This is a genomic window from Cupriavidus alkaliphilus, assembly GCF_014191175.1.
Taxonomy (GTDB): Bacteria; Pseudomonadota; Gammaproteobacteria; order Burkholderiales; family Burkholderiaceae; genus Cupriavidus; species Cupriavidus alkaliphilus.
Genome location: NZ_JACHWE010000002.1, coordinates 385,222 through 404,222, shown reverse-complemented (window position 1 = coordinate 404,222; position 19,001 = coordinate 385,222). Strand labels below are relative to the sequence as shown.

The following is a 19,001-nucleotide window of genomic DNA, read 5'->3' as shown; positions in this document are numbered from 1 at the left end:
CGGCACTCGGCTCCGCAAGCGATTGCGGCCTTGCCTTGATTCCTTTTTTGATGCATATTGACATCAAATCTGATTCAAGGAGCCTGCGATGCGCACGACGGTCACGATCGATGACGCCCTGTATGAACAAGCCCTGGAGATGGCGGACCCCGGTATGGACAAGGCAGACCTGTTTCGCGAGGCAATCAAGACTTTCGTTCGGGTGCAGGCCGCCAAGCGCCTCGCGGCCCTGGGCGGCGCAGCGCCCGGCATGCAAGACGTCCCGCGCCGCAATCCCGAACCCGACATCAAATGAACGTGCTCGTCGACACCTCGGTGTGGGTGGGCCATTTCCGGCAGCGCAATGACGCCCTGGTCCGCCTGATGGAGGGGGACCAGGTGTTGACCCACCCCCTGGTCGTGGCCGAACTGGCCTGCGGCACGCCCCCGGCACCCCGGGCACAGACGCTCGGCGACATCGCGCTGCTGCAGGCTGTCCGGCAGGCAACGCTGGGAGAAGTCATCGCACTGGTGGAGCGCGAGCAACTGTATGGGCTGGGCTGCGGACTGGTGGATGTCACATTGCTGGCTTCGACCCTGATCACCCCCGGTGCCCGCCTCTGGACGCTGGACCAGCGCCTGGGCGCCTTGTCCGTCCGGTTTGGCGTGGGATATCGTCCTCGCCTGCACTAGGGTTCCGCCGCGCACGCAACGGTTTACATGGCCGGGCCCACCGCCTAAGGTCAACCAGTCAGTGACTCGCCGGGAAACCCTCCCATGTCGATCGACCGTCGCTCATTCCTCGCCCTGGCCGCCGGACTGGCCGCCACCGGGATCGGGCCAGCGCCGCCGGCCCATTCCGCCACCGTTGCCGCGCCCCTGCGCCGCACCATTCCCGGCACCACCGAAGCCCTGCCCGTGATCGGCATGGGCACCGCCGACACCTTCGACGTCGGCACCGGCCCCGACGAACGCAAACCGCTGGCGGAGGTCATGGGGCTGTTGCTGCAGACCGAAGGCTCGGTGGTCGATACCGCCCCCAGTTACGGCAGCGCCGAGGCCGTGACCGGCGACCTGCTGCGGGCGGCCAATGCGCGCAACCGGGTCTTCCTCGCCACCAAGATCTCGGCTCGCTCCGGCACGCCGGCGCAGGCGCAATGGGAACGGTCGCTGGCCGACCTGCACGTCGACAAGGTCGACCTGCTGCAGATACACAACCTGATCGACTGGCAGGGCAACCTGCGCTGGCTGCGGCAGCTGAAGGAACAGGGCCGCATCCGCTACCTGGGCATCACCCATTACCGCGACGACGCCCACGAGGCGCTGGAGAAGATCGTGCGCGCCGAGCGTGTGGATTTTGTGCAGATCAACTACTCCGTGGGCGAGCGCAATGCCGAGCGCACGCTGCTGCCGCTGTGCGAGGCGCGCGGCGTGGCGGTTCTGGTCAACCGGCCGTTCCAGGACGGCCGCCTGTTCCGCGTGGTCAAGGATCGCCCGCTGCCGCCATGGGCCGGCGACATTGACTGCGGCTCATGGGGCCAGCTGTTTCTGAAATTCGTCGTCAGCCATCCGGCCGTGACCGCGGCGATCCCGGCCACCTCCAAGCCGCGCAACATGGCCGACAATCTCGGCGCCGCGCTCGGCCGCATGCCCGATCCCGGCCAGCGCGAGCGCATCGCGGCGCTGCTGCGCTGAGCCGCCCCGCCATGGACGAGCCCGCGCGCGACGCACCCACCGGCGGCCTGGCCCGGCTGTGGCGCGGCTTCGGCGTGCGCAGCGGCGAAGCCGGCGCCGTGGTGGCCGGCTTCCTGTTCTTCTTCTGCCTGTTCGCCAGCTACTTCATGCTGCGCCCGGTGCGCGAGACCATGGGCATCGCCGGCGGCGTGAAAAACCTGCAATGGCTGTTCACCGCCACCTTTGTCGTGATGCTGGCGGCGATCCCGCTCTACGGCGCGGTCTGCGCCTGGCTGCCGCGCCGCCGCTTCGTGCCCTGGGTGTATGGCTTCTTCATTGCCAACCTGCTGGCCTTTGCGATGGCCACGCGCGCCCTGCCCGACAACGTCTGGCTGGCGCGCGTGTTCTACGTGTGGCTGTCCGTGTTCAACCTGTTCGTGGTGTCGGTGGCCTGGAGCCTGATGGCCGATGTGTTCCGGCCCGAGCAGGCGCGCCGTTTGTTCGCGCTGCTGGCCGCCGGCGCCAGCGCGGGCGGACTGGCCGGGCCGGTGCTGGGCGGCTGGCTGGTGCCGCACATCGGCCTGACCGGCCTGATGCTGCTGTCGGCCGCCCTGCTGGCCGCCACGCTGCCGGGCGTAGGCTGGCTGTTCGGCTGGCGCCGTCGTGCCGGCGCCGGCGTCGGGCCGCCGGGCCAGGCCGTTGCCGGCGCGACGCAGGATCCGGCCAATCCGATCGGCGGCGGGCTGCTGGCCGGGCTGTCGTTGCTGCTGCGCTCGCGCTACCTGCTCGGCATCGCCCTGTTCGTGATCCTGCTGGCCACGGCCAGCACTTTCCTCTACTTCGAGCAAGCCCGTCTCGTCGCCGAGACCTTCCCCGAGCGCACCCGCCAGACCCAGGTGTTCAGCGCGCTGGATGCCGTGGTGCAGGCGCTGACCATTTTGGTACAGCTGTTCTTCACCGGCCGCATGGCGCGCCGCTACGGCGTCACCGTGCTGCTGACCGCGGTGCCGCTGGCCGTCGCCGCGGGCTTCGTCGTGCTGGCCCTGCTGCCCACCTTCGGCGTGCTGGCCGGCGTCATGATCCTGCGGCGCGTGGGGGAATATGCGCTGCTGCGCCCGGGCCGCGAGATGCTGTTCACCGTTGTCGATGCCGAGACCAAGTACAAGGCCAAGAACGTCATCGACACCGCCGTCTACCGCGCCGGCGATGCGGTCAGCGCGTGGGTCAAGACGGGCATCGACGCGCTGTCGGGACATCCTGCCACCGTGGCCCTGGCGGGTGCGATGCTGGCGCTGGTGTGGGCGGGGCTGGGGTGGTGGCTGGGGCGGCGCCATGAGGGGCAGTTGGAGCCGTCCGCCAGCCCGCCGGGCCGGGCCGCTGCCGCACAGCAGCGCTGAGCCCTGCGTGCAGCCTGTGAGCGGCGCGGGAGCCCAGTCGCCCCGCCGGTTCAGCGTCCCGACTTGTTCGCCACCGGCAGCATCTCTCTGGAATCCGCCAGCGAGGATTCGATGCGACGGATCTCGCGGCGCAGTTTTTCGAGCTGGGCGCGGGCGGCACGGCTGTCGAGCTCAGCAGTCTGGACTTCGGCGCGCGACGTCTTCTGGTCTTCCGCCATGCGCAGGCGCTGCGCCTGCACCAGGCGCATATCATTATTGAGCGCTTCGGCGCGCGCCTGTGCGTCCTCTATGGCACGCTCATACTGGCGTAGCTGGGTGGCCAGCACTTGCCGCCGGATAGCGTCGCCGGCAATGGCGCCATTCTGCTTGCTGGCGTTGCGATAGGCTGCATCGGCTGCGCCAAGGTTATCGAACCGCAGAACGCGCCACATCTTGTTCTGGTAAAGCAGGGCTACATAGCAGAGCACTTTGTCGTCGGCCAGCAGCAGCGCCGTGCCGTAGTCGCCGTCGACACTGGCGCGCAACTCCCTGACCGAGCCGTCCGCGACGCGCTGCTGCAGTTCCGCGATGACACTCTGCGACGACGGGTCCACCGCAGGGCCGGCGTCGGCGAGAAAGCCCGGCGCTGGGGCGGGATCCGGCTTCGCCAGTACTGCGGACGCGCACACAGACAGTTGGATGGCGATGATGCCGGCAAGCAAGCGGGTACGGGACGTATTGTCTGTCATGCTCTGGTTCTGGGATCGGGGGCAAGGCTAAGGCAATGCGCCGCGGGACCAGGCGGCAATTGCTACCCCATGGCGACTGCCCGCGGCCGCGCGGCGCAACCGGCGGATCTTACGGCAAAGGCTGACAGGATCGAATACCTCCTTTTGGGTAATTGGTCCCGGCACTTTGACTGGCGGTGGACCACCAGATGCCAGACCGAGGTCGGCGGGATCGCGTTGGCGGCCCGGGCGGCGGCATGACGGACAACTTCGCCCGCTCGGATGCCAGTCTGCGCCGCGCAGTAGGAAATACCGCTGCACGCCAATGCCCGGGACAGGGTTTTCCCGGTTGACGCTGCGCCTGCGAAGCCATACATTGGCCCCGCAGATCTAGATAAGAGACCATCTGTAAGATGGTCTCTTCGCGCCTTGCTGTTGCTGCGGCCTCTTACAGAACAATTAAGAGGAGACCGCCGTGCAACACTCTGCCATCAAAATTCGTGGCATCGATGATGTCATTGCCTACATAGATTCCTGCCCGGGCATTCGCGGCAGAGCCGGTGTCATCTGGTGGCTCGCACTCGGCGGGCTATTCCTCGACGCATTTTCCAATTCTGCACTGAGCGCCGGCCTCGGGCCGATGACGCGCAACCTTCAACTCGCGCCGGCAAAAGTCGCCCTGTTGACCTCGTTTGCTTCCTGGGTGGCCATTGCCTTCAACCCTATCGGCGGCTGGATGGCCGACCGCTGGGGCCGCGTCCGTCCGCTGATTCTCGCCAAGGTCCTGGCTGTGGCCGGCGCATTGCTGGTGGTGTTTGCCCCCGGCTTCGAGGTGATTCTGGCCGGGCGCTTCTTTGTCGGTGCGGCCTACGGCATCGACTTTGCCATCGCCATGGCGGTGCTGGCGGAGTTCACGCCGGTGAAACTCAAGAGTCGGCTGAACACGTGGCAAGGCATGTGGTACACGGCTGTCTGCTCTAACCTGCTGCTGGCACTGCTGTTCTACTCCTGGGACGTTGGCGATGCGATCTGGCGCTACTCGGTGGCAGCTACCGCGGTCTTCGGCGTGATCATCCTGCTGCTGCAGGGCTTGTTTCTGGTGGAAAGCCCGATCTGGCTGGCGCGCAAGGAATTGCTCGATGCCGCCGCACATGCCATGACGCGCATCTACGGCCGTGAGTTCGTTGCCGCATCACCCGCGGAACGCATTCCCGTCCTCAACCAGGCGCGCCGCGGCATCGCCAACGTGCTGCTGATCTTCCGCGGCGTCTACCTGCCGCGCACCGTGCTGGCGGCCACTGTGCAGATCGGGCAGTCGATCCAGTACTTCGCGATCGGGTGGTACCTGCCGCTGATCAGTGCGGCCATGTTCGGCAAGGACTTTGCCTACGCGACGATCGGTGCGCTGGTCTTCAACGTCTTCGGCATCTTTGGCGGCTTCCTCTCGCCCTTGATTGGCCGCAAGCTGGGCCTGCGCCGCGCCTCGGCGTTCGGCTTTGCAGCGGTATTCGCCATGCTGCTGATCCTGGGCCTGTTCAACGGCAAGATGCCGATGTGGATGGCAGTGGTCGTTCCGTCGCTGTTCATCCTGTTCCACTCGTGCGGGCCCGGCGCAAATGGCAAAAGCCTGTCGTCACTGTCTTTCCGCAGTGAACTGCGCGCGGGCGCCAACGGCATCATCGGCGCGCTCGGTGCCATCGGCGCTGCACTGGGCCTGCTGGTCTTCCCGCTGTTCCGCGCACAGTATGGGCTTGAAACCACCTTCCTGATCCTGTCCGTAGTGCCGCTGCTGGCCAGCATCATCTGCTTTGCGATCCGCTGGGACCCTACCCGCACCACCATCAACCCCGACAATGAAGCCGATGCCCCGCAGTTCAAGGGCGATGTGCCGGACGCTCCGGGCTTCATGAACCCCGCGATCGAGAAGGCCCGCCCATGACCCAGCGCAGAAATGTCATCCTTGCGATCGATGAGGGCACCTCGGGCACACGGGCCGCGGTGGTCGCCGGCGACGGTCATGTCAGGTGCCTCGAGTACACCACGCTTGAGGTCCGTTCCCCCTGCCCTGGCGTGGTCGAACAGGACGCCGACGTCCTGCTCGACAAGACCCTGGCAGTTTGCCGCGCCACCCTGGCCCAGGCTGATCGCGAGAACCTGACCGTCACCGCCCTCGCCATCGCCACCCAGCGCGCCACCGCGGTACTGTGGGACACGCAGACCGGACGTGCGCTGGTACCCGCCATGGTGTGGCAGGACACGCGCTACGCAGCCGATCTCGACCAGCTTGCGCCGGCATGGGATGCGACGCTGCGCGAAGCAGTCGGCCGCCCCACCGGTGTGCGCTCGCCTTACCTGTGGGCAGCGCGTCACCTGCGCGACACGCCGGCTGTGGCTGACGCCTTCCGCGCGCGCCGGCTCGCCTTCGGCACCATCGACAGCTGGCTGCTCTGGCACCTGTCGACGGCACGCACGTGCATCACCACGCCGACCAACGCCACCTCCTGCAACGCCTACGTGCTGACCGGCCATCGCTACCAGCTCGAGTGGATCGACGCGCTCGGCTTTCCGCGCGAACTGCTGCCTGAGTTGCGCCAGGATGCGGACGACTTCGGGCGCACGCGTCCGGAGGTGCTGGGGATTGATGTGCCGATCCTCGCTTGTGCCGGGGACCAGCTCGCCGGCGCGATCGGGCTGGGATGCCTCGATGCCGGCCAGGCGATGTGCCTGCATGGCACCGGCAGCTTTGTCGACCTGGTAGTCGGCCCGAACCTTCCTGCGCGCAGCGGCAAGTCGGACAGCACCCTGACCATGACCGCACGCCGGCAGTTGGGCGTGTCGCATTTCTCCGTCGAAACCTTTGTCGCCACCACCGGCTCCGCCCTCAATTGGGTCTGCAACAAGCTCGGCTGGTTCGAGAATGCCCGGCAAATCAGTGCGCTGGCCAGCACCGTTGCCTCGTCACGAGGCGTGACCTTTATTCCCGCGCTGACCGGGCTGCGGGTCCCACGCATGCAGCCTGAAGCGCGCGCAGCATTGACCGGTATCTCGATGGCAACGACGCAGGCCGAGATAGCCTTTGCCATCCTTGAAGGCATCGCGCATTCGGTGACTTCCTGCATCGAGGCCAACCGGGAGATCGCGGGCGTGCCGGTGTCGGAGCTCGTGGTTGGCGGCGGCTTGTCTGGCAGCGATGCGCTGCTGCAGATGCAGGCGGATCTCAGCGGCATTTCCATCCACCGCATGCAGGAGACCGACCGCGCCAGTCTGCGCGGCATCGCTTACCTTGCGGGCTCGTCAGGCCTGCTTTGGGATTCCATGCAGCAGGCGCGCACCACCACCATCCCGGACGCGGTATTCGAACCGGCAATCAGCGCCGATGAGCGCGCCCAGCGGCGCGCGCTCTGGAATGCGCGGGTGGCATCCGAGCTCAACCATGCGGACGCGCTTGCGGTCCATTAACCAGGAGCAACCAAAGACATGGTGATTTTTCCATCCCGCAGCGCCAGCCGCGAGCGCGCCGCCATGACCAGCACCGAGCCGTTGCGGCTGGTGCGCCGGGACATGCTCGACCGCATCGAGGCGGATTCGTTCGACATCCTGGTGGTCGGCGGCGGCGTGACGGGCGCCTACGCCGCGCTGGATGCCAGCCTGCGCGGCTATCGCGTGGCGCTGGTCGAAAAAAGCGACTTCGCCGCGGGGACCTCGTCCAAGTCATCAAAGATGGTGCACGGCGGCCTGCGCTATATCGAGCAGGGCAATCTCGGCCTGGTTCGCCATTCACTGCTGGAGCGCCAGCGCCTGCGCCGCAACGCGCGCCACCTGGTACAGCGGCTGCCGTTCCTGTTCCCGGTGATGGAGCGCAACGGCGTGTTCGACAAGCGCCTGGCCAAGGCCTTCGAGAGCCTGCTCTGGACCTACGACCTCGCCGGCGGCTGGCGCGAGGGAATCCTCCACCAGAAGCTGACCAAGGCCGAGGTGCTGTCCCACTGCCCGACCTTCAATGAGGAACATCTGACCGGCGGCTACCTGTACTTCGACGCGCGCGTCGACGATGCCCGCCTGACACTGAACATCGCGCGCACGGCAGCGTTCCATGGCGCGGCCGTGGTCAATCACGCGACTGTCGCCGAGATCACGCGCGACGGACACGGCAAGGTGGATGGCGCCATTGTCCACGCCGGCGAGCGCGAGATCCGCGTGCGGGCAGGCGTGGTCATCATGGCAACCGGCGTCTGGCTGCGCGACTGGACCGGCCGCCGCAAGGGCGAGGCCAGGACCCTGCACATTCGCCCCGCCAAGGGCGTCCACATTGCCATCCCGTGGCTGAAGATCCGCAATGACTGCACGGTGACGATCCCGGTGCCCGGGCGCAGCCGCCGGGCAACCATCACGCGGTGGGGCAATGTGTCCTACCTTGGCACCACTGACGAAGACTATGAGGGCGACCTCGACAATGTCATGTGCACCCGGCAGGAGCTCGACTTCCTGCTGGAGGGCGCGCGCTCGGCGCTAAAGACCGACCTGACGCCGGAGGACGTGGTGGGCAGCATCGCGGGGTGCCGTCCGCTGGTGGCGCCGCCCGGCGGCAAGACCCTGGAAATCAAGCGCAATCACGAGATTCATACCGCGGATGACGGCCTTGTGACCATCGTCGGCGGCAAGCTCACGACCTCGCGGCATATGGCAGAGCAAACCGTCGATGCGGCGCAGAAAGTCATCGGCAAGCGCAGCAAGTGCCTGACCAGGTCGGCCTATCTGCTGGGCGCGGCTGGCTATGACGCACAGGCCATCGTCGCATCCGGCGGCATGTCGGCGCACCTGGGCGAGCGCTATGGCACGGAGGCGCGCTTCGTCAGCGACATCCTGCAGGCAGACGCCACCCTGGCCAGGCCGATCGTGGAAGGCCTGCCGTATACCGAAGCCGAGATCGTCTACGCGGTGCGTCATGAACTGGCTGGCACCGTCGACGATGTCTTGTCACGACGCATCCGCGCCCGCCTGATGGCGCGCGATGCCTCTGCCCGCGCCGCAGCGCGGGTGGGCCAGATCCTCCAGGCCGAACTCGGATTGTCCGAAGCGGCCGTAGCGCGGCAGGTCAGCGAATACCTGGCCGCCGTCGCCCTCGAAAAATCCGTCCTCATGGGAGACTCAGCATGATCAGCAAGGAAGCCATCAAGCGCGGCTACAACCGCGGCAACTACGTCGTCGGCGCCCACACGCCGCCGGGCTATGCGGCGAACATCCAGGGCACCCCGGATGCGCCCGGCCTGCAACGTGACACCATTGCCGTCTGCGCGGCCGATATCGCGGCCTTGCGCAAGGTGGCCGACGAGGTCCTGACCGATACCGCCGACGTCGTGGCATGGACGCGCGACTGGTGGGCCGGATCGATGATCACGGAGACCGCCGGCAGGCCCGCCACGCCGCGCGGGGTCATCGTACGCGCTTCCACCGTGGCACAGGTGCAGGCAGTCATGCGCATTGCCAGCGCCAGTGCCATTCCGGTCACCGTATCGGCCGGCCGCAGCAACGTGACGGGCGCCGCCCTGCCCGTGCGCGGCGGCATCGTGCTGGACGTGTGCGGCCTGAACAAGCTGGTCGGATTCGACAAGGCCAGCCAGATCGTCGACGTGGAAGCCGGCATGTTCGGCGACATCTTCGAGGAGACCGTGCAGAAGGAATTCGGCATGACGATGGGCCACTGGCCATCGTCGTACGCGATCAGCACGGTCGGCGGATGGGTAGCCTGCCGCGGCGCCGGCCAGTTGTCCACGCGCTATGGCAAGATCGAAGACATGGTGTTCGGCATGGACGTGGTGCTGGCCGACGGCAGCCTGGTCACTGTGGGCGGCTACTCGCGCGCGGCATTGGGCCCGGATCTGCAGCAACTGTTCATCGGGTCCGAGGGCATGCTGGGCGTCATCGTGCGCGTGCGCCTCAAGCTGCACCGCCTGCCCGACTACGGGCGCGCCATCGCCTATGGCTTCAAGACCTTTGCCATCGGCCTGGAGGCCTGCCGCGAGATCATGCAGCGCGGGGCCAACCCGGCCGCGCTGCGGCTCTATGACGAACTCGAGAGCGGCGTGCAGTTCGGGCTGCCCGACACCAACGTCTTGCTGGTTGCCGACGAGGGCGCGCGCGAGATGGTCGATGCGGTGATGACGATCAGCGAGCGCGTGTGCCGGGAACTCGGCGAGGAACTCGACGGCGCCGCGATCTTCGAGCGCTGGCTCGACACGCGCTACCTGACCGGCAAGAGCGCCGAGGGCTTCAAGCGCAGTCCCGGCTTTGTCGCCGACACGCTCGAAATGTCGGGACCGTGGCGCGACCTGGCGGCCATCTACGCGGACGTGGTCAAGGCCATCAATGCCGTGCCAGGCACCCTCGCCGGCTCCGCGCACCAGTCGCACGCCTATGTGGACGGCGCCTGCCTGTACTTTTCGCTGCGCGGCGAGGTCGCGGTGGAAGACCGCCAGAAGTGGTATCGCCAGGCATGGGATGCTGCCAATGCGGTGCTGATCCAATACAATGCGGCACTGAGCCACCACCACGGAATCGGCCTGCTGCGCGCCCCATACATGGCCTCGTCGCTGGACACGGCATTCCCGCTGCTGGCTGCAGTCAAGCAGGCACTCGACCCGCAGAATATCCTGAACCCGGGCAAGCTGGGTCTCAGTGACGTGCTCACCAACGAACCGAAGTAACCAGCATGGACAGGTCCCTCGGTGCGCGCCTGACGCGACACCCCGTCATCGGCACACTCTACGGTGTTGACCAGATCGGCTCCATCGTTGAAAGCGTGGCCGAAGTCTGCATTGTCGCCAACGTGGAACTGCGCAAGCTGCAGCCAGTCATCGCCGCGCTGGCCAGCGCCGGCAAGTACCTCATCGTCAATATCGACAGCTGCGAGGGCTTGTCGCAGGACAAGGGCGGGGTGGAGTACCTGGCCGACATCGGGGTGACCAGTCTGGTTTCCACGCGGGTGGCAACGATCCAGCGCGCCAATCGCGCCGGCATGGTGACGATGCAGAAGGTCTTCGTCACCGACCGCTCCACCTGGCCGCGCAGCGTCAAGGCGCTCGAGCAGAGCGACCCGAACCTGGTGCAGCTGATGCCGGCACCGATGCTGTCGCACCTGCCGGAAGCGGACCGCAAGGCGCTGCCGCCGATCGTGACCTCGGGCTTTGTCTGCAACCGCGACGATATCCGCGACGCGCTGGCGCATGGCGCCGTCGCGGTGTCGACCAGCGACCGCAAGCTGTGGAGCCTGGATGCGAAGGCGCTCCAGCCTTGAAACCGCCGCCGGGCACCGCCCGGCGGGTTTCGCTGACCGCTGATCGGCCAAAGCTGGCCCGCCACCACTGGAAGATCGTATAGTCATGTCCTCGGACCGGGCTTGCCGGCTCGCGCGGCGTTAGCCGCCGCGCCACCCCGCAAGCCGCCCCATATTCCTGATCCCGGAGGACCCCATGAAAACCAAAGCCGCCATCGCCTGGAAAGCCGGCGCCCCGCTGACGATCGAAGACGTCGACCTCGACGGCCCGCGCGCCGGCGAAGTGCTGGTGGAAGTGAAGGCCACCGGCATCTGCCACACCGACTACTACACGCTGTCCGGCGCCGACCCGGAAGGCATCTTCCCGGCGATCCTGGGCCATGAGGGCGCGGGCATCGTTACCGACGTCGGCCCGGGCGTGACCTCGCTGAAGCCCGGCGACCACGTGATCCCGCTGTACACGCCGGAATGCCGCCAGTGCAAGTTCTGCCTGTCGCGCAAGACCAACCTGTGCCAGGCCATCCGCGCCACCCAGGGCAAGGGCCTGATGCCGGACGGCACCTCGCGCTTCTCGCTCGACGGCAAGCCGATCTTCCACTACATGGGCACCTCGACCTTCGCCAACCACATCGTGGTGCCGGAGATCGCGCTGGCGAAGATCCGCCCGGATGCGCCGTTCGACAAGGTCTGCTACATCGGCTGCGGCGTCACCACCGGCGTGGGCGCGGTGCTGTTCACCGCCAAGGTCGAGGCCGGCGCCAATGTGGTCGTGTTCGGCCTGGGCGGCATCGGCCTGAACGTGATCCAGGCCGCGAAGATGGTGGGCGCCGACAAGATCATCGGCGTCGACCTGAACCCGGCGCGCGAAGCGATGGCGCGCAAGTTCGGCATGACCCACTTCATCAACCCGAAGGAGGTCGACAACGTGGTCGACCACATCATCCAGCTCACCGACGGCGGCGCGGACTACTCGTTCGAATGCATCGGCAATACGCAGGTCATGCGCCAGGCGCTGGAGTGCTGCCACAAGGGCTGGGGCAAGTCGATCATCATCGGCGTGGCCGAGGCCGGCGCGGAGATCTCGACGCGTCCGTTCCAGCTGGTGACCGGGCGCGAGTGGAAAGGCTCCGCCTTCGGCGGCGCGCGCGGCCGCACCGACGTGCCGAGGATCGTCGACTGGTACATGGAAGGCAAGCTCAATATCGACGACCTGATCACGCACACGCTGCCGCTGGAGCGCATCAACGAGGGCTTCGACCTGATGAAGCGCGGCGAGTCGATCCGTTCCGTGGTGTTGTACTGAGGACGGCGCCGACATGGAACTGATCTCTCAACATGGCTGCCACGGCGGCGTGCAGCGCTTCTATCGACATGACTCGGTGGCGATCGGGCTGCCGATGCGTTTCTCGGTCTACCTGCCGCCGCAGGCGCAGGCTGGCGCACGGGTGCCGGTGCTGTTCTACCTGGCCGGCCTGACCTGCACCGAAGAGACTTTCATGATCAAGGCCGGCGCGCAGCGTTTTGCCGCCGAGCACGGCCTGATGCTGGTGGCACCGGACACCAGCCCGCGCGGCGCGGGCCTGCCCGGCGAAGCGGATGCGTGGGACTTCGGCGTGGGCGCGGGGTTTTATGTCGATGCCACCGAAGCGCCGTGGCAGAAGCACTGGCGCATGGAAAGCTACGTCGCCGAAGAACTGTTCGAACTCGTGACCAGCGCATTGCCGGGCGATGCCGCGCGCGTCGGCATCTTCGGGCATTCGATGGGCGGGCATGGTGCCCTGGTGCTGGCGCAGCGCCATCCGCAGCGCTTCCGCTCGGTATCGGCATTCGCGCCGATCGCCGCGCCGTCGCGCTGCCCGTGGGGCGAGAAAGCCTTTACCGGCTACCTCGGCAGCGACCGCGCCGCCTGGGCGCAGTATGACGCGAGCGAGCTGATGGCGCGCCAGCAGGGGGCGCCGTTCCCGGCCGGCATCCTGGTCGACCAGGGCCTGGACGACCAGTTCCTGCAGAGCCAGCTGCATCCGGACGCATTCGCCGCGGCCTGCCAGGCCGTCGGCCAGCCGCTGACGCTGCGCCGGCACAGCGGCTACGACCACGGCTACTACTTCATCACCAGCTTTATCGCCGACCACATCCGGCACCACGCAACGCAGCTGTAGCCACGCGCTCAGCCGTCTGCCAGGCGGCGGTACGCCCCGGGGCGCGATCCGGTCCAGCGCCGGAACGCCCGGTGGAACGCACCGGGCTCGGCAAAGCCGAGCTCGGCCGCGATATCGGCGACCGGGCGCCCGGAATGGCTGAGCGCCTCGATCGCCAGGTCGCGCCGCAGCGCATCCTTAAGATCCTGGTAGCTCACGCCCTCCTCCATCAGCCGGCGCCGCAATGACGATGCCGACAGGTTCAGTCCGACGGCCAGGTCTTCGAACGTTGGCCACAGGTCCGGCCTCTGGTTGCGCAGCAGCCGGCGCACGCGCGCACCCATGCTGCTGCGGTCCGAATACTTGACCACCACGTTGTGCGGCGCGTCGCGCAGGAACGCCTTCAGGCTGCGCTCATCGTGGCGCACCGGCTGCTCCAGCAGCGCCGCGTCGAACACCAGCGCCGTGGCCGGCTGCGCGAACGCCAGCTGGCGCGAATACATGACGCGATACTCAGCGCTGTACGGCGGTTCGGCATAGGCGAATGCCGCCAGCCGCACCGGCACGCGCCGCCGCAGCAGCCAGCTCATCAGGCCATGCAGCATGATCAGCATGGTTTCCTGCGCAAACACGCCAGGCTGCCGCCCGAGGTGCGCGCTCGGCGCCGTCAGCACCAGCGCGGCCTCGTCGCCATGGCGCTCCAAGCGCACACCGATATCGTCGAGCAGCAGCCGGAAGTACCGCGTGATGCGCTCCAGAGCCTGCGCCAGCGTGCGGCTGCCCGCCACCGCATGGCACAGCATGGCAAAGCTGCCGCACTTCATGCTGCGCGAATCCTGGCCAAAGAACTCGTCGTCCAGCGCCGCGGCCACTGCCAGCCACAGTTCGCTGTAGCTGGCGGTCGAGACCCGCGCCTGCGGCACCGCCAGCAGCGCCGGCGCAATGCCGGCGCCGCGCAGCACCGGCTCCGGGTCGATGCCGCGCGCGCGCAGCCCCGCGATGGCGTGGTGGACGAAACAGATGGCGACACTGCCTTTTTCCATGGTGCTGAGGGTGGCAAGCGATGGTGGCAAACGAGTTCACGAAGATTGGCGGATTTTGGCATAGGAGCCGGCCCCGGGCGTTCCTACACTGCCCGCAGGTCAAACGCCGAGCGCGCATTCTGCCTGAGTTGCAGCGCCGCTCCAAACGCCCCCCAATCTGCCATGCACAGCGACTACACCGAAGAGCAAACCATGATCCGCGACAGCGCGCGCGCCTTTGCCACCGAACGGCTGGCCGGCGGCGCCGCCCAATGGGACCGCGACGGCCGCCTGCCCGACGAGGTCGTCGCCGAAATGGGCGCGCTCGGGCTGCTGGGCATGATCGTGCCCGAGGAATGGGGCGGCACCTATACCGACTATGTCGCCTACGCGCTGGCCATCGAAGAGATCGCCGCCGGCTGCGCCGCCTGCGCGACCATGATGAGCGTGCACAACTCCGTCGGCTGCGGGCCGATCCTGCACTACGGCACCGACGCGCAGAAAGAACGCTACCTCGCCCGGCTGGCCAGCGGCGAGCTGATCGGCGCGTTCTGCCTGACCGAACCGCAGGCCGGCTCCGAGGCGCATAACCTGCGCACCCGCGCCCGCTTTACCGACAACGGCTGGGTGCTCAACGGCAGCAAGCAGTTCGTCACCAACGGCCAGCGCGCGGGCGTGGCGGTGGTGTTTGCCGCCACCGAACCGGAACGCGGCAAGAAGGGCATCTCGGCGTTCCTGGTGCCCACCGACACGCCCGGTTTTATCGTCCACGCCCCCGAAAAGAAGCTGGGCATCCGCGCCTCGGACACCTGCGCCATCACGCTGGAAGACTGCGTGGTCCCGCACGACGCGTTGCTGGGCGAGCCCGGCGAAGGCCTGCGCATCGCGCTGTCCAACCTGGAGGGCGGACGCATCGGCATCGCCGCGCAGGCGATCGGCATCGCCCGCTCGGCATTCGAGGCCGCATGCCGCTACGCGTCCGAGCGCATCCAGTTCGGCCGCGCGCTGCGCGAGCATCCTCCCATCGCCAACATGCTGGCCGACATGGCCACCGAACTGAATGCCGCGCGGCTGCTGGTGCATCGCGCCGCGCGCATGCGCAGCGACGGCGTGCCGTGCCTGTCCGAAGCCTCGCAGGCCAAGCTGTATGCGTCGGAGCTGGCCGAGCGCGTGTGCTCCAAGGCGCTGCAGATCCACGGCGGCTACGGCTACCTCGAAGACTACCCGGTCGAGCGCCATTACCGCGACGCCCGCATTACCCAGATCTACGAAGGCACCAGCGAGATCCAGCGCATGCTGATCGCGCGCAGCCTCTGACCCCGCTTCCCCTGCAGAACAACACCCTCCGGAGACAACCATGACTGCCGTGCCCAACACCGCCACTGCCGTGCCCACCGTACCGCTGCTGATCAACGGCGAATGGGTGGATTCGTCCGCCACCGAATTCCGCAACGTGGTCAATCCCGCGACGCAGGAAGTGCTGGCGCGCGTGCCGCTCGCCACCGCCAGCGAATTGGCGGCAGCCGTGGGCGCCGCGCACCGCGCCTTTGCCACCTGGCGCCACACGCCGATCGGCGCGCGGCTGCGCGTCATGCTGCGCTTCCAGGCGCTGATCCGCGAGCACAGCAAGCGTATCGCCGCGATCCTGACCGCCGAGCAGGGCAAGACCCTGGCCGATGCCGAAGGCGACATCTTCCGCGGGCTGGAGGTGGTCGAGCACGCCTGCTCGATCGGCACGCTGCAGCAAGGCGGCTTTGCCGAGAACGTGGCCGCCACCGTCGACACCTACACGCTGCAGCAGCCGATCGGCGTCTGCGCCGGCATCACCCCGTTCAACTTCCCGGCGATGATCCCGCTGTGGATGTTCCCGATGGCGATCGTCTGCGGCAATACCTTCGTGCTCAAGCCGTCCGAGCAGGATCCGCTGTCGACCATGGAACTGGTCAAGCTGGCGCTGGAAGCCGGCGTGCCGCCGGGCGTGCTGAACGTGGTGCACGGCGCCAAGGACGTGGTCGATGCGCTGTGCACGCACCCGGACATCAAGGCGGTGTCGTTCGTGGGCTCGACCGCCGTCGGCACCCATGTCTACAACCTGGCCGGCGCGCACGGCAAGCGCGTGCAGTCGATGATGGGCGCCAAGAACCACGCGGTGGTACTGCCCGACGCGCACAAGGAGCAAACCCTGAATGCGCTGGCGGGCGCCGGCTTCGGCGCGGCCGGGCAGCGCTGCATGGCCACTTCGGTGGTGGTGCTGGTGGGCGCGGCGCGTGACTGGGTGCCCGACCTGGTGGCGCGCGCCAAGACGCTCAAGGTCGGCGCCGGCGCCGAGCCCGGCACCGATGTCGGCCCGGTGGTTTCGGTCGCGGCAAAGGAACGCATCCTCGGCCTGATCGGCGCCGGCGAGCGCGAAGGCGCCACGCTGGTGCTGGACGGGCGCGGCGTGGACGTCCCGGGATATCCGCAGGGCAACTTCATCGGCCCGACCATCTTCACCGACGTGAAGACCGACATGTCGATCTACACCGAAGAGATCTTCGGACCGGTGCTGGTGGTGATCGGCGTGGACACGCTGGACGACGCCATCGCGCTGGTCAACCGCAACCCGTTCGGCAACGGCACCGGCGTGTTCACGCAGAGCGGCGCCGCGGCGCGCAAGTTCCAGAGCGAGATCGATGTCGGCCAGGTCGGCATCAACATCCCCATCCCGGTACCGGTGCCCTACTTCAGCTTCACCGGCTCGCGCGGCTCCAAGCTGGGCGACCTGGGGCCGTACGGCAAGCAGGTGGTGCAGTTCTACACGCAGACCAAGACGGTGACGGCGCGCTGGTTTGATGATGCGACGGTCAATGATGGGGTGAATACGACGATCAGCCTGAAGTAAAGACTCATCGCCGCAGCGCTTCCCGTCCCGCCGGTTTGCTCCCCTCGCCCGCTTGCGGGAGAGGGGTTGGGGGAGAGGGCCGGCGCTGGCAGTACTGCAATCGCACCCCAAGCCACCGGCATGGGAAATGCCAGGTGCCATGGGACTGCACGGTAGCCAATTGATACTCCCGCCCTCTCCCCCGCCCCTCTCCCGCGAGCGGGAGAGGGGAGAAAAACAGCGGGATGCGAAACGCCTCATCGAAGGAGACACCCCATGCATATCGCCTTCATCGGCCTGGGCAACATGGGCGCACCCATGGCGCGCAACCTGCTCAAGGCCGGTCACACGCTGACCGTATTCGACCTGAACGCCGCCGCGGTGGCATCGCTGTGCGCCGAGGGCGCCGCCAGCGCCGACTCGGCGCGCAAGGCCGTGGCCGAAGCGGATTTCGTCATCACCATGCTGCCGGCGGCCGCCCACGTGCGCAGCGCCTACCTCGGCGACGATGGCGTGCTGGCCGGTGTGCGGCCCGGCGTGCCGCTGGTCGACTCCAGCACCATCGATCCCGCCACCGTACGTGAACTGGCCGCCGCGGCCGAGGCGCGCGGCAATGCGCTGGCCGATGCGCCGGTGTCGGGCGGCACCGTTGGCGCGCAGGCCGGCACGCTGACCTTCATGGTCGGCGCCAGCGAGGCGCTGTTCGCGCAGGTGCGACCGGTGCTGGCCGGCATGGGCCGCAACCTGGTCCACTGCGGCGGCACGGGCACCGGCCAGGTCGCCAAGATCTGCAACAACCTGATCCTGGGCATCTCCATGATCGGCGTCTCCGAGGCCATGGCGCTGGGCGTCAAGCTCGGCATCGATGCCAACGTGCTGGCGGGCATCGTCAATACCTCCACCGGCCGCTGCTGGGCTTCCGATACCTGCAATCCGTGGCCCGGCGTGATCGAGACCGCGCCGGCCGGCCGTGGCTACAGCGGCGGCTTCGGCGCCGACCTGATGCTCAAGGACCTGGGCCTGGCCGCGGACGCCGCGCGCAGCGTGAAGCAGCCGCTGTTCCTGGGCGCGCTGGCGCAACAGGTCTACCAGGCCGTGAGCCATGCCGGCGATGGCCATCTCGACTTCTCCGGCGTCATCCGCCAGTACCTGCCCGCCGCGGACAAGGGGAGCAAGCAATGATCGAATTCGCCCTGCAGGGCCACGTCGCCACGCTGACGCTGAGCCGCCCGCCCGCCAACGCGTTCACCGCCGCAGGCCTGCAGCAGCTGCGCGAGCTGGTTGCCAGGATCGACGCCAACCCGGAAGTGCGCGCCGTGGTCGTTACCGGAGCCGGCGAGAAGTTCTTCAGCGCCGGTGCCGACCTGAACGGCTTTGCCGAGGGCGACCGCGCGCATGCGCGCGTGATGGCGCAGCAGTTCGGCAGCGCCTTCGAGGCCCTGCAGAATGCGCGGCCGGTGGTGATTGCCGCGATCAACGGCTATGCCATGGGCGGCGGGCTGGAATGCGCGCTGGCCTGCGATATCCGCATCGCCGAGGAACAGGCGCAGATGGCGCTGCCCGAAGCCGCCGTGGGCCTGCTGCCCTGCGGCTGCGGCACGCAGACGCTGCCCTGGCTGGTGGGCGAAGGCTGGGCCAAGCGCATGATCCTGACCAACGAGCGCGTCGATGCGGCCACCGCGCTGCGCATCGGACTGGTGGAAGACGTGGTGCCGCGCGGCCAGGCCCTTGCCACGGCGATGGCGATGGCCGAACGCGCCTGCAAGGTCAGCCCGCGGGCCGCCGCGCACAGCAAGCGGCTGGTGCACCTGGCGCGCCAGGGCGTGCCGCGCCAGGCGGCGCTGGCGCTGGAGCGCGAGCGCTTTGTCGACCTGTTCGACGATGCCGACCAGCGCGAGGGCGTCAACGCCTTCCTCGAGAAACGCGCGCCGCAATGGCGCAACGCCTAGGA

General features: G+C 67.8%; 17 protein-coding genes. 15 read left to right on the top strand and 2 right to left on the bottom strand.

Annotation, left to right across the window (positions count from 1 at the left end; all coding sequences use genetic code 11):
* Nucleotides 1–88: 88 nt before the first annotated feature.
* The 4 genes from FHX60_RS08405 (at nt 89) to FHX60_RS08390 (ending at nt 3,050) form a co-directional block, all read left to right on the top strand.
* Nucleotides 89–295 carry a type II toxin-antitoxin system VapB family antitoxin gene (locus FHX60_RS08405; protein WP_092317109.1) on the top strand — a complete coding sequence of 69 codons (207 nt, stop codon included), beginning with the start codon at nt 89–91 and terminating at the stop codon, nt 293–295.
* Complete coding sequence (locus FHX60_RS08400) at nt 292–672, top strand: type II toxin-antitoxin system VapC family toxin (protein ID WP_183283064.1); 381 nt, start codon at nt 292–294, stop codon at nt 670–672. Before FHX60_RS08405 ends, FHX60_RS08400 begins: the two co-directional genes overlap by 4 nt.
* 84 nt (nt 673–756) lie before the next feature.
* The gene (locus FHX60_RS08395; protein ID WP_092317115.1) at nt 757–1,674 is read left to right on the top strand and encodes an aldo/keto reductase; all 918 of its coding nucleotides are present in this window, start codon (nt 757–759) and stop codon (nt 1,672–1,674) included.
* Between the two features lie 11 nt (nt 1,675–1,685).
* The gene (locus FHX60_RS08390) at nt 1,686–3,050 is read left to right on the top strand and encodes an NTP/NDP exchange transporter (protein ID WP_183283063.1); all 1,365 of its coding nucleotides are present in this window, start codon (nt 1,686–1,688) and stop codon (nt 3,048–3,050) included.
* 50 nt (nt 3,051–3,100) lie between these two features.
* Here the strand turns inward: FHX60_RS08390 and FHX60_RS08385 are convergent, their stop codons facing one another.
* The gene (locus FHX60_RS08385; RefSeq protein WP_183283062.1) at nt 3,101–3,778 is read right to left on the bottom strand and encodes a DUF2968 domain-containing protein; all 678 of its coding nucleotides are present in this window, start codon (nt 3,776–3,778) and stop codon (nt 3,101–3,103) included.
* Nucleotides 3,779–4,232: 454 nt separating this feature from the next.
* Here FHX60_RS08385 and FHX60_RS08380 point away from each other — a divergent pair, with 454 nt between their 5' ends.
* From FHX60_RS08380 to fghA, 7 genes are all read left to right on the top strand, one after another.
* Nucleotides 4,233–5,696, top strand: a complete 1,464-nt coding sequence (locus tag FHX60_RS08380) for an MFS transporter (protein WP_183283061.1) — start codon at nt 4,233–4,235, stop codon at nt 5,694–5,696.
* A complete protein-coding gene (locus tag FHX60_RS08375; protein WP_183283060.1) occupies nt 5,693–7,216 on the top strand; it encodes an FGGY family carbohydrate kinase in 1,524 nt (507 codons plus the stop codon). The genes FHX60_RS08380 and FHX60_RS08375 overlap by 4 nt, the downstream gene beginning before the upstream one ends.
* Nucleotides 7,217–7,234: 18 nt before the next feature.
* On the top strand, nt 7,235–8,914 hold the full coding sequence (locus FHX60_RS08370) for a glycerol-3-phosphate dehydrogenase/oxidase (protein WP_183283059.1): 1,680 nt from the start codon (nt 7,235–7,237) through the stop codon (nt 8,912–8,914).
* A complete protein-coding gene (locus tag FHX60_RS08365) occupies nt 8,911–10,461 on the top strand; it encodes an FAD-binding oxidoreductase (protein WP_183283058.1) in 1,551 nt (516 codons plus the stop codon). The genes FHX60_RS08370 and FHX60_RS08365 overlap by 4 nt, the downstream gene beginning before the upstream one ends.
* A gap of 5 nt (nt 10,462–10,466) precedes the next feature.
* Nucleotides 10,467–11,051, top strand: coding sequence for a glycerol-3-phosphate responsive antiterminator (locus FHX60_RS08360; protein WP_112777116.1), 585 nt, complete (start codon nt 10,467–10,469; stop codon nt 11,049–11,051).
* Nucleotides 11,052–11,226: 175 nt separating this feature from the next.
* Nucleotides 11,227–12,333: an S-(hydroxymethyl)glutathione dehydrogenase/class III alcohol dehydrogenase gene (locus FHX60_RS08355; protein WP_183283057.1), complete on the top strand. Its 1,107-nt coding sequence runs from the start codon at nt 11,227–11,229 to the stop codon at nt 12,331–12,333.
* A 13-nt stretch (nt 12,334–12,346) separates the two neighbouring features.
* Nucleotides 12,347–13,189, top strand: coding sequence for an S-formylglutathione hydrolase (fghA, locus tag FHX60_RS08350; protein WP_092312342.1), 843 nt, complete (start codon nt 12,347–12,349; stop codon nt 13,187–13,189).
* An 8-nt stretch (nt 13,190–13,197) separates the two neighbouring features.
* On the opposite strand, the gene FHX60_RS08345 is transcribed toward fghA, so the two are convergent.
* Nucleotides 13,198–14,211, bottom strand: coding sequence for an AraC family transcriptional regulator (locus FHX60_RS08345; protein WP_183283422.1), 1,014 nt, complete (start codon nt 14,209–14,211; stop codon nt 13,198–13,200).
* A gap of 162 nt (nt 14,212–14,373) precedes the next feature.
* On the opposite strand from FHX60_RS08345, the gene FHX60_RS08340 reads away from it, so the two are divergent.
* The 4 genes from FHX60_RS08340 (at nt 14,374) to FHX60_RS08325 (ending at nt 18,999) form a co-directional block, all read left to right on the top strand.
* Nucleotides 14,374–15,507 (top strand): acyl-CoA dehydrogenase family protein, encoded by a 1,134-nt coding sequence (locus FHX60_RS08340; protein ID WP_025581521.1) that lies wholly within the window; start codon nt 14,374–14,376, stop codon nt 15,505–15,507.
* Nucleotides 15,508–15,547: 40 nt separating this feature from the next.
* Entirely contained in the window at nt 15,548–17,071 is a 1,524-nt protein-coding gene (locus FHX60_RS08335; protein WP_183283056.1) for a CoA-acylating methylmalonate-semialdehyde dehydrogenase, read from the top strand.
* Nucleotides 17,072–17,326: 255 nt separating this feature from the next.
* Nucleotides 17,327–18,232, top strand: coding sequence for a 3-hydroxyisobutyrate dehydrogenase (gene mmsB / locus FHX60_RS08330; protein ID WP_183283055.1), 906 nt, complete (start codon nt 17,327–17,329; stop codon nt 18,230–18,232).
* Entirely contained in the window at nt 18,229–18,999 is a 771-nt protein-coding gene (locus FHX60_RS08325) for an enoyl-CoA hydratase (protein WP_092312357.1), read from the top strand. The genes mmsB and FHX60_RS08325 overlap by 4 nt, the downstream gene beginning before the upstream one ends.
* Nucleotides 19,000–19,001: the final 2 nt, after the last annotated feature.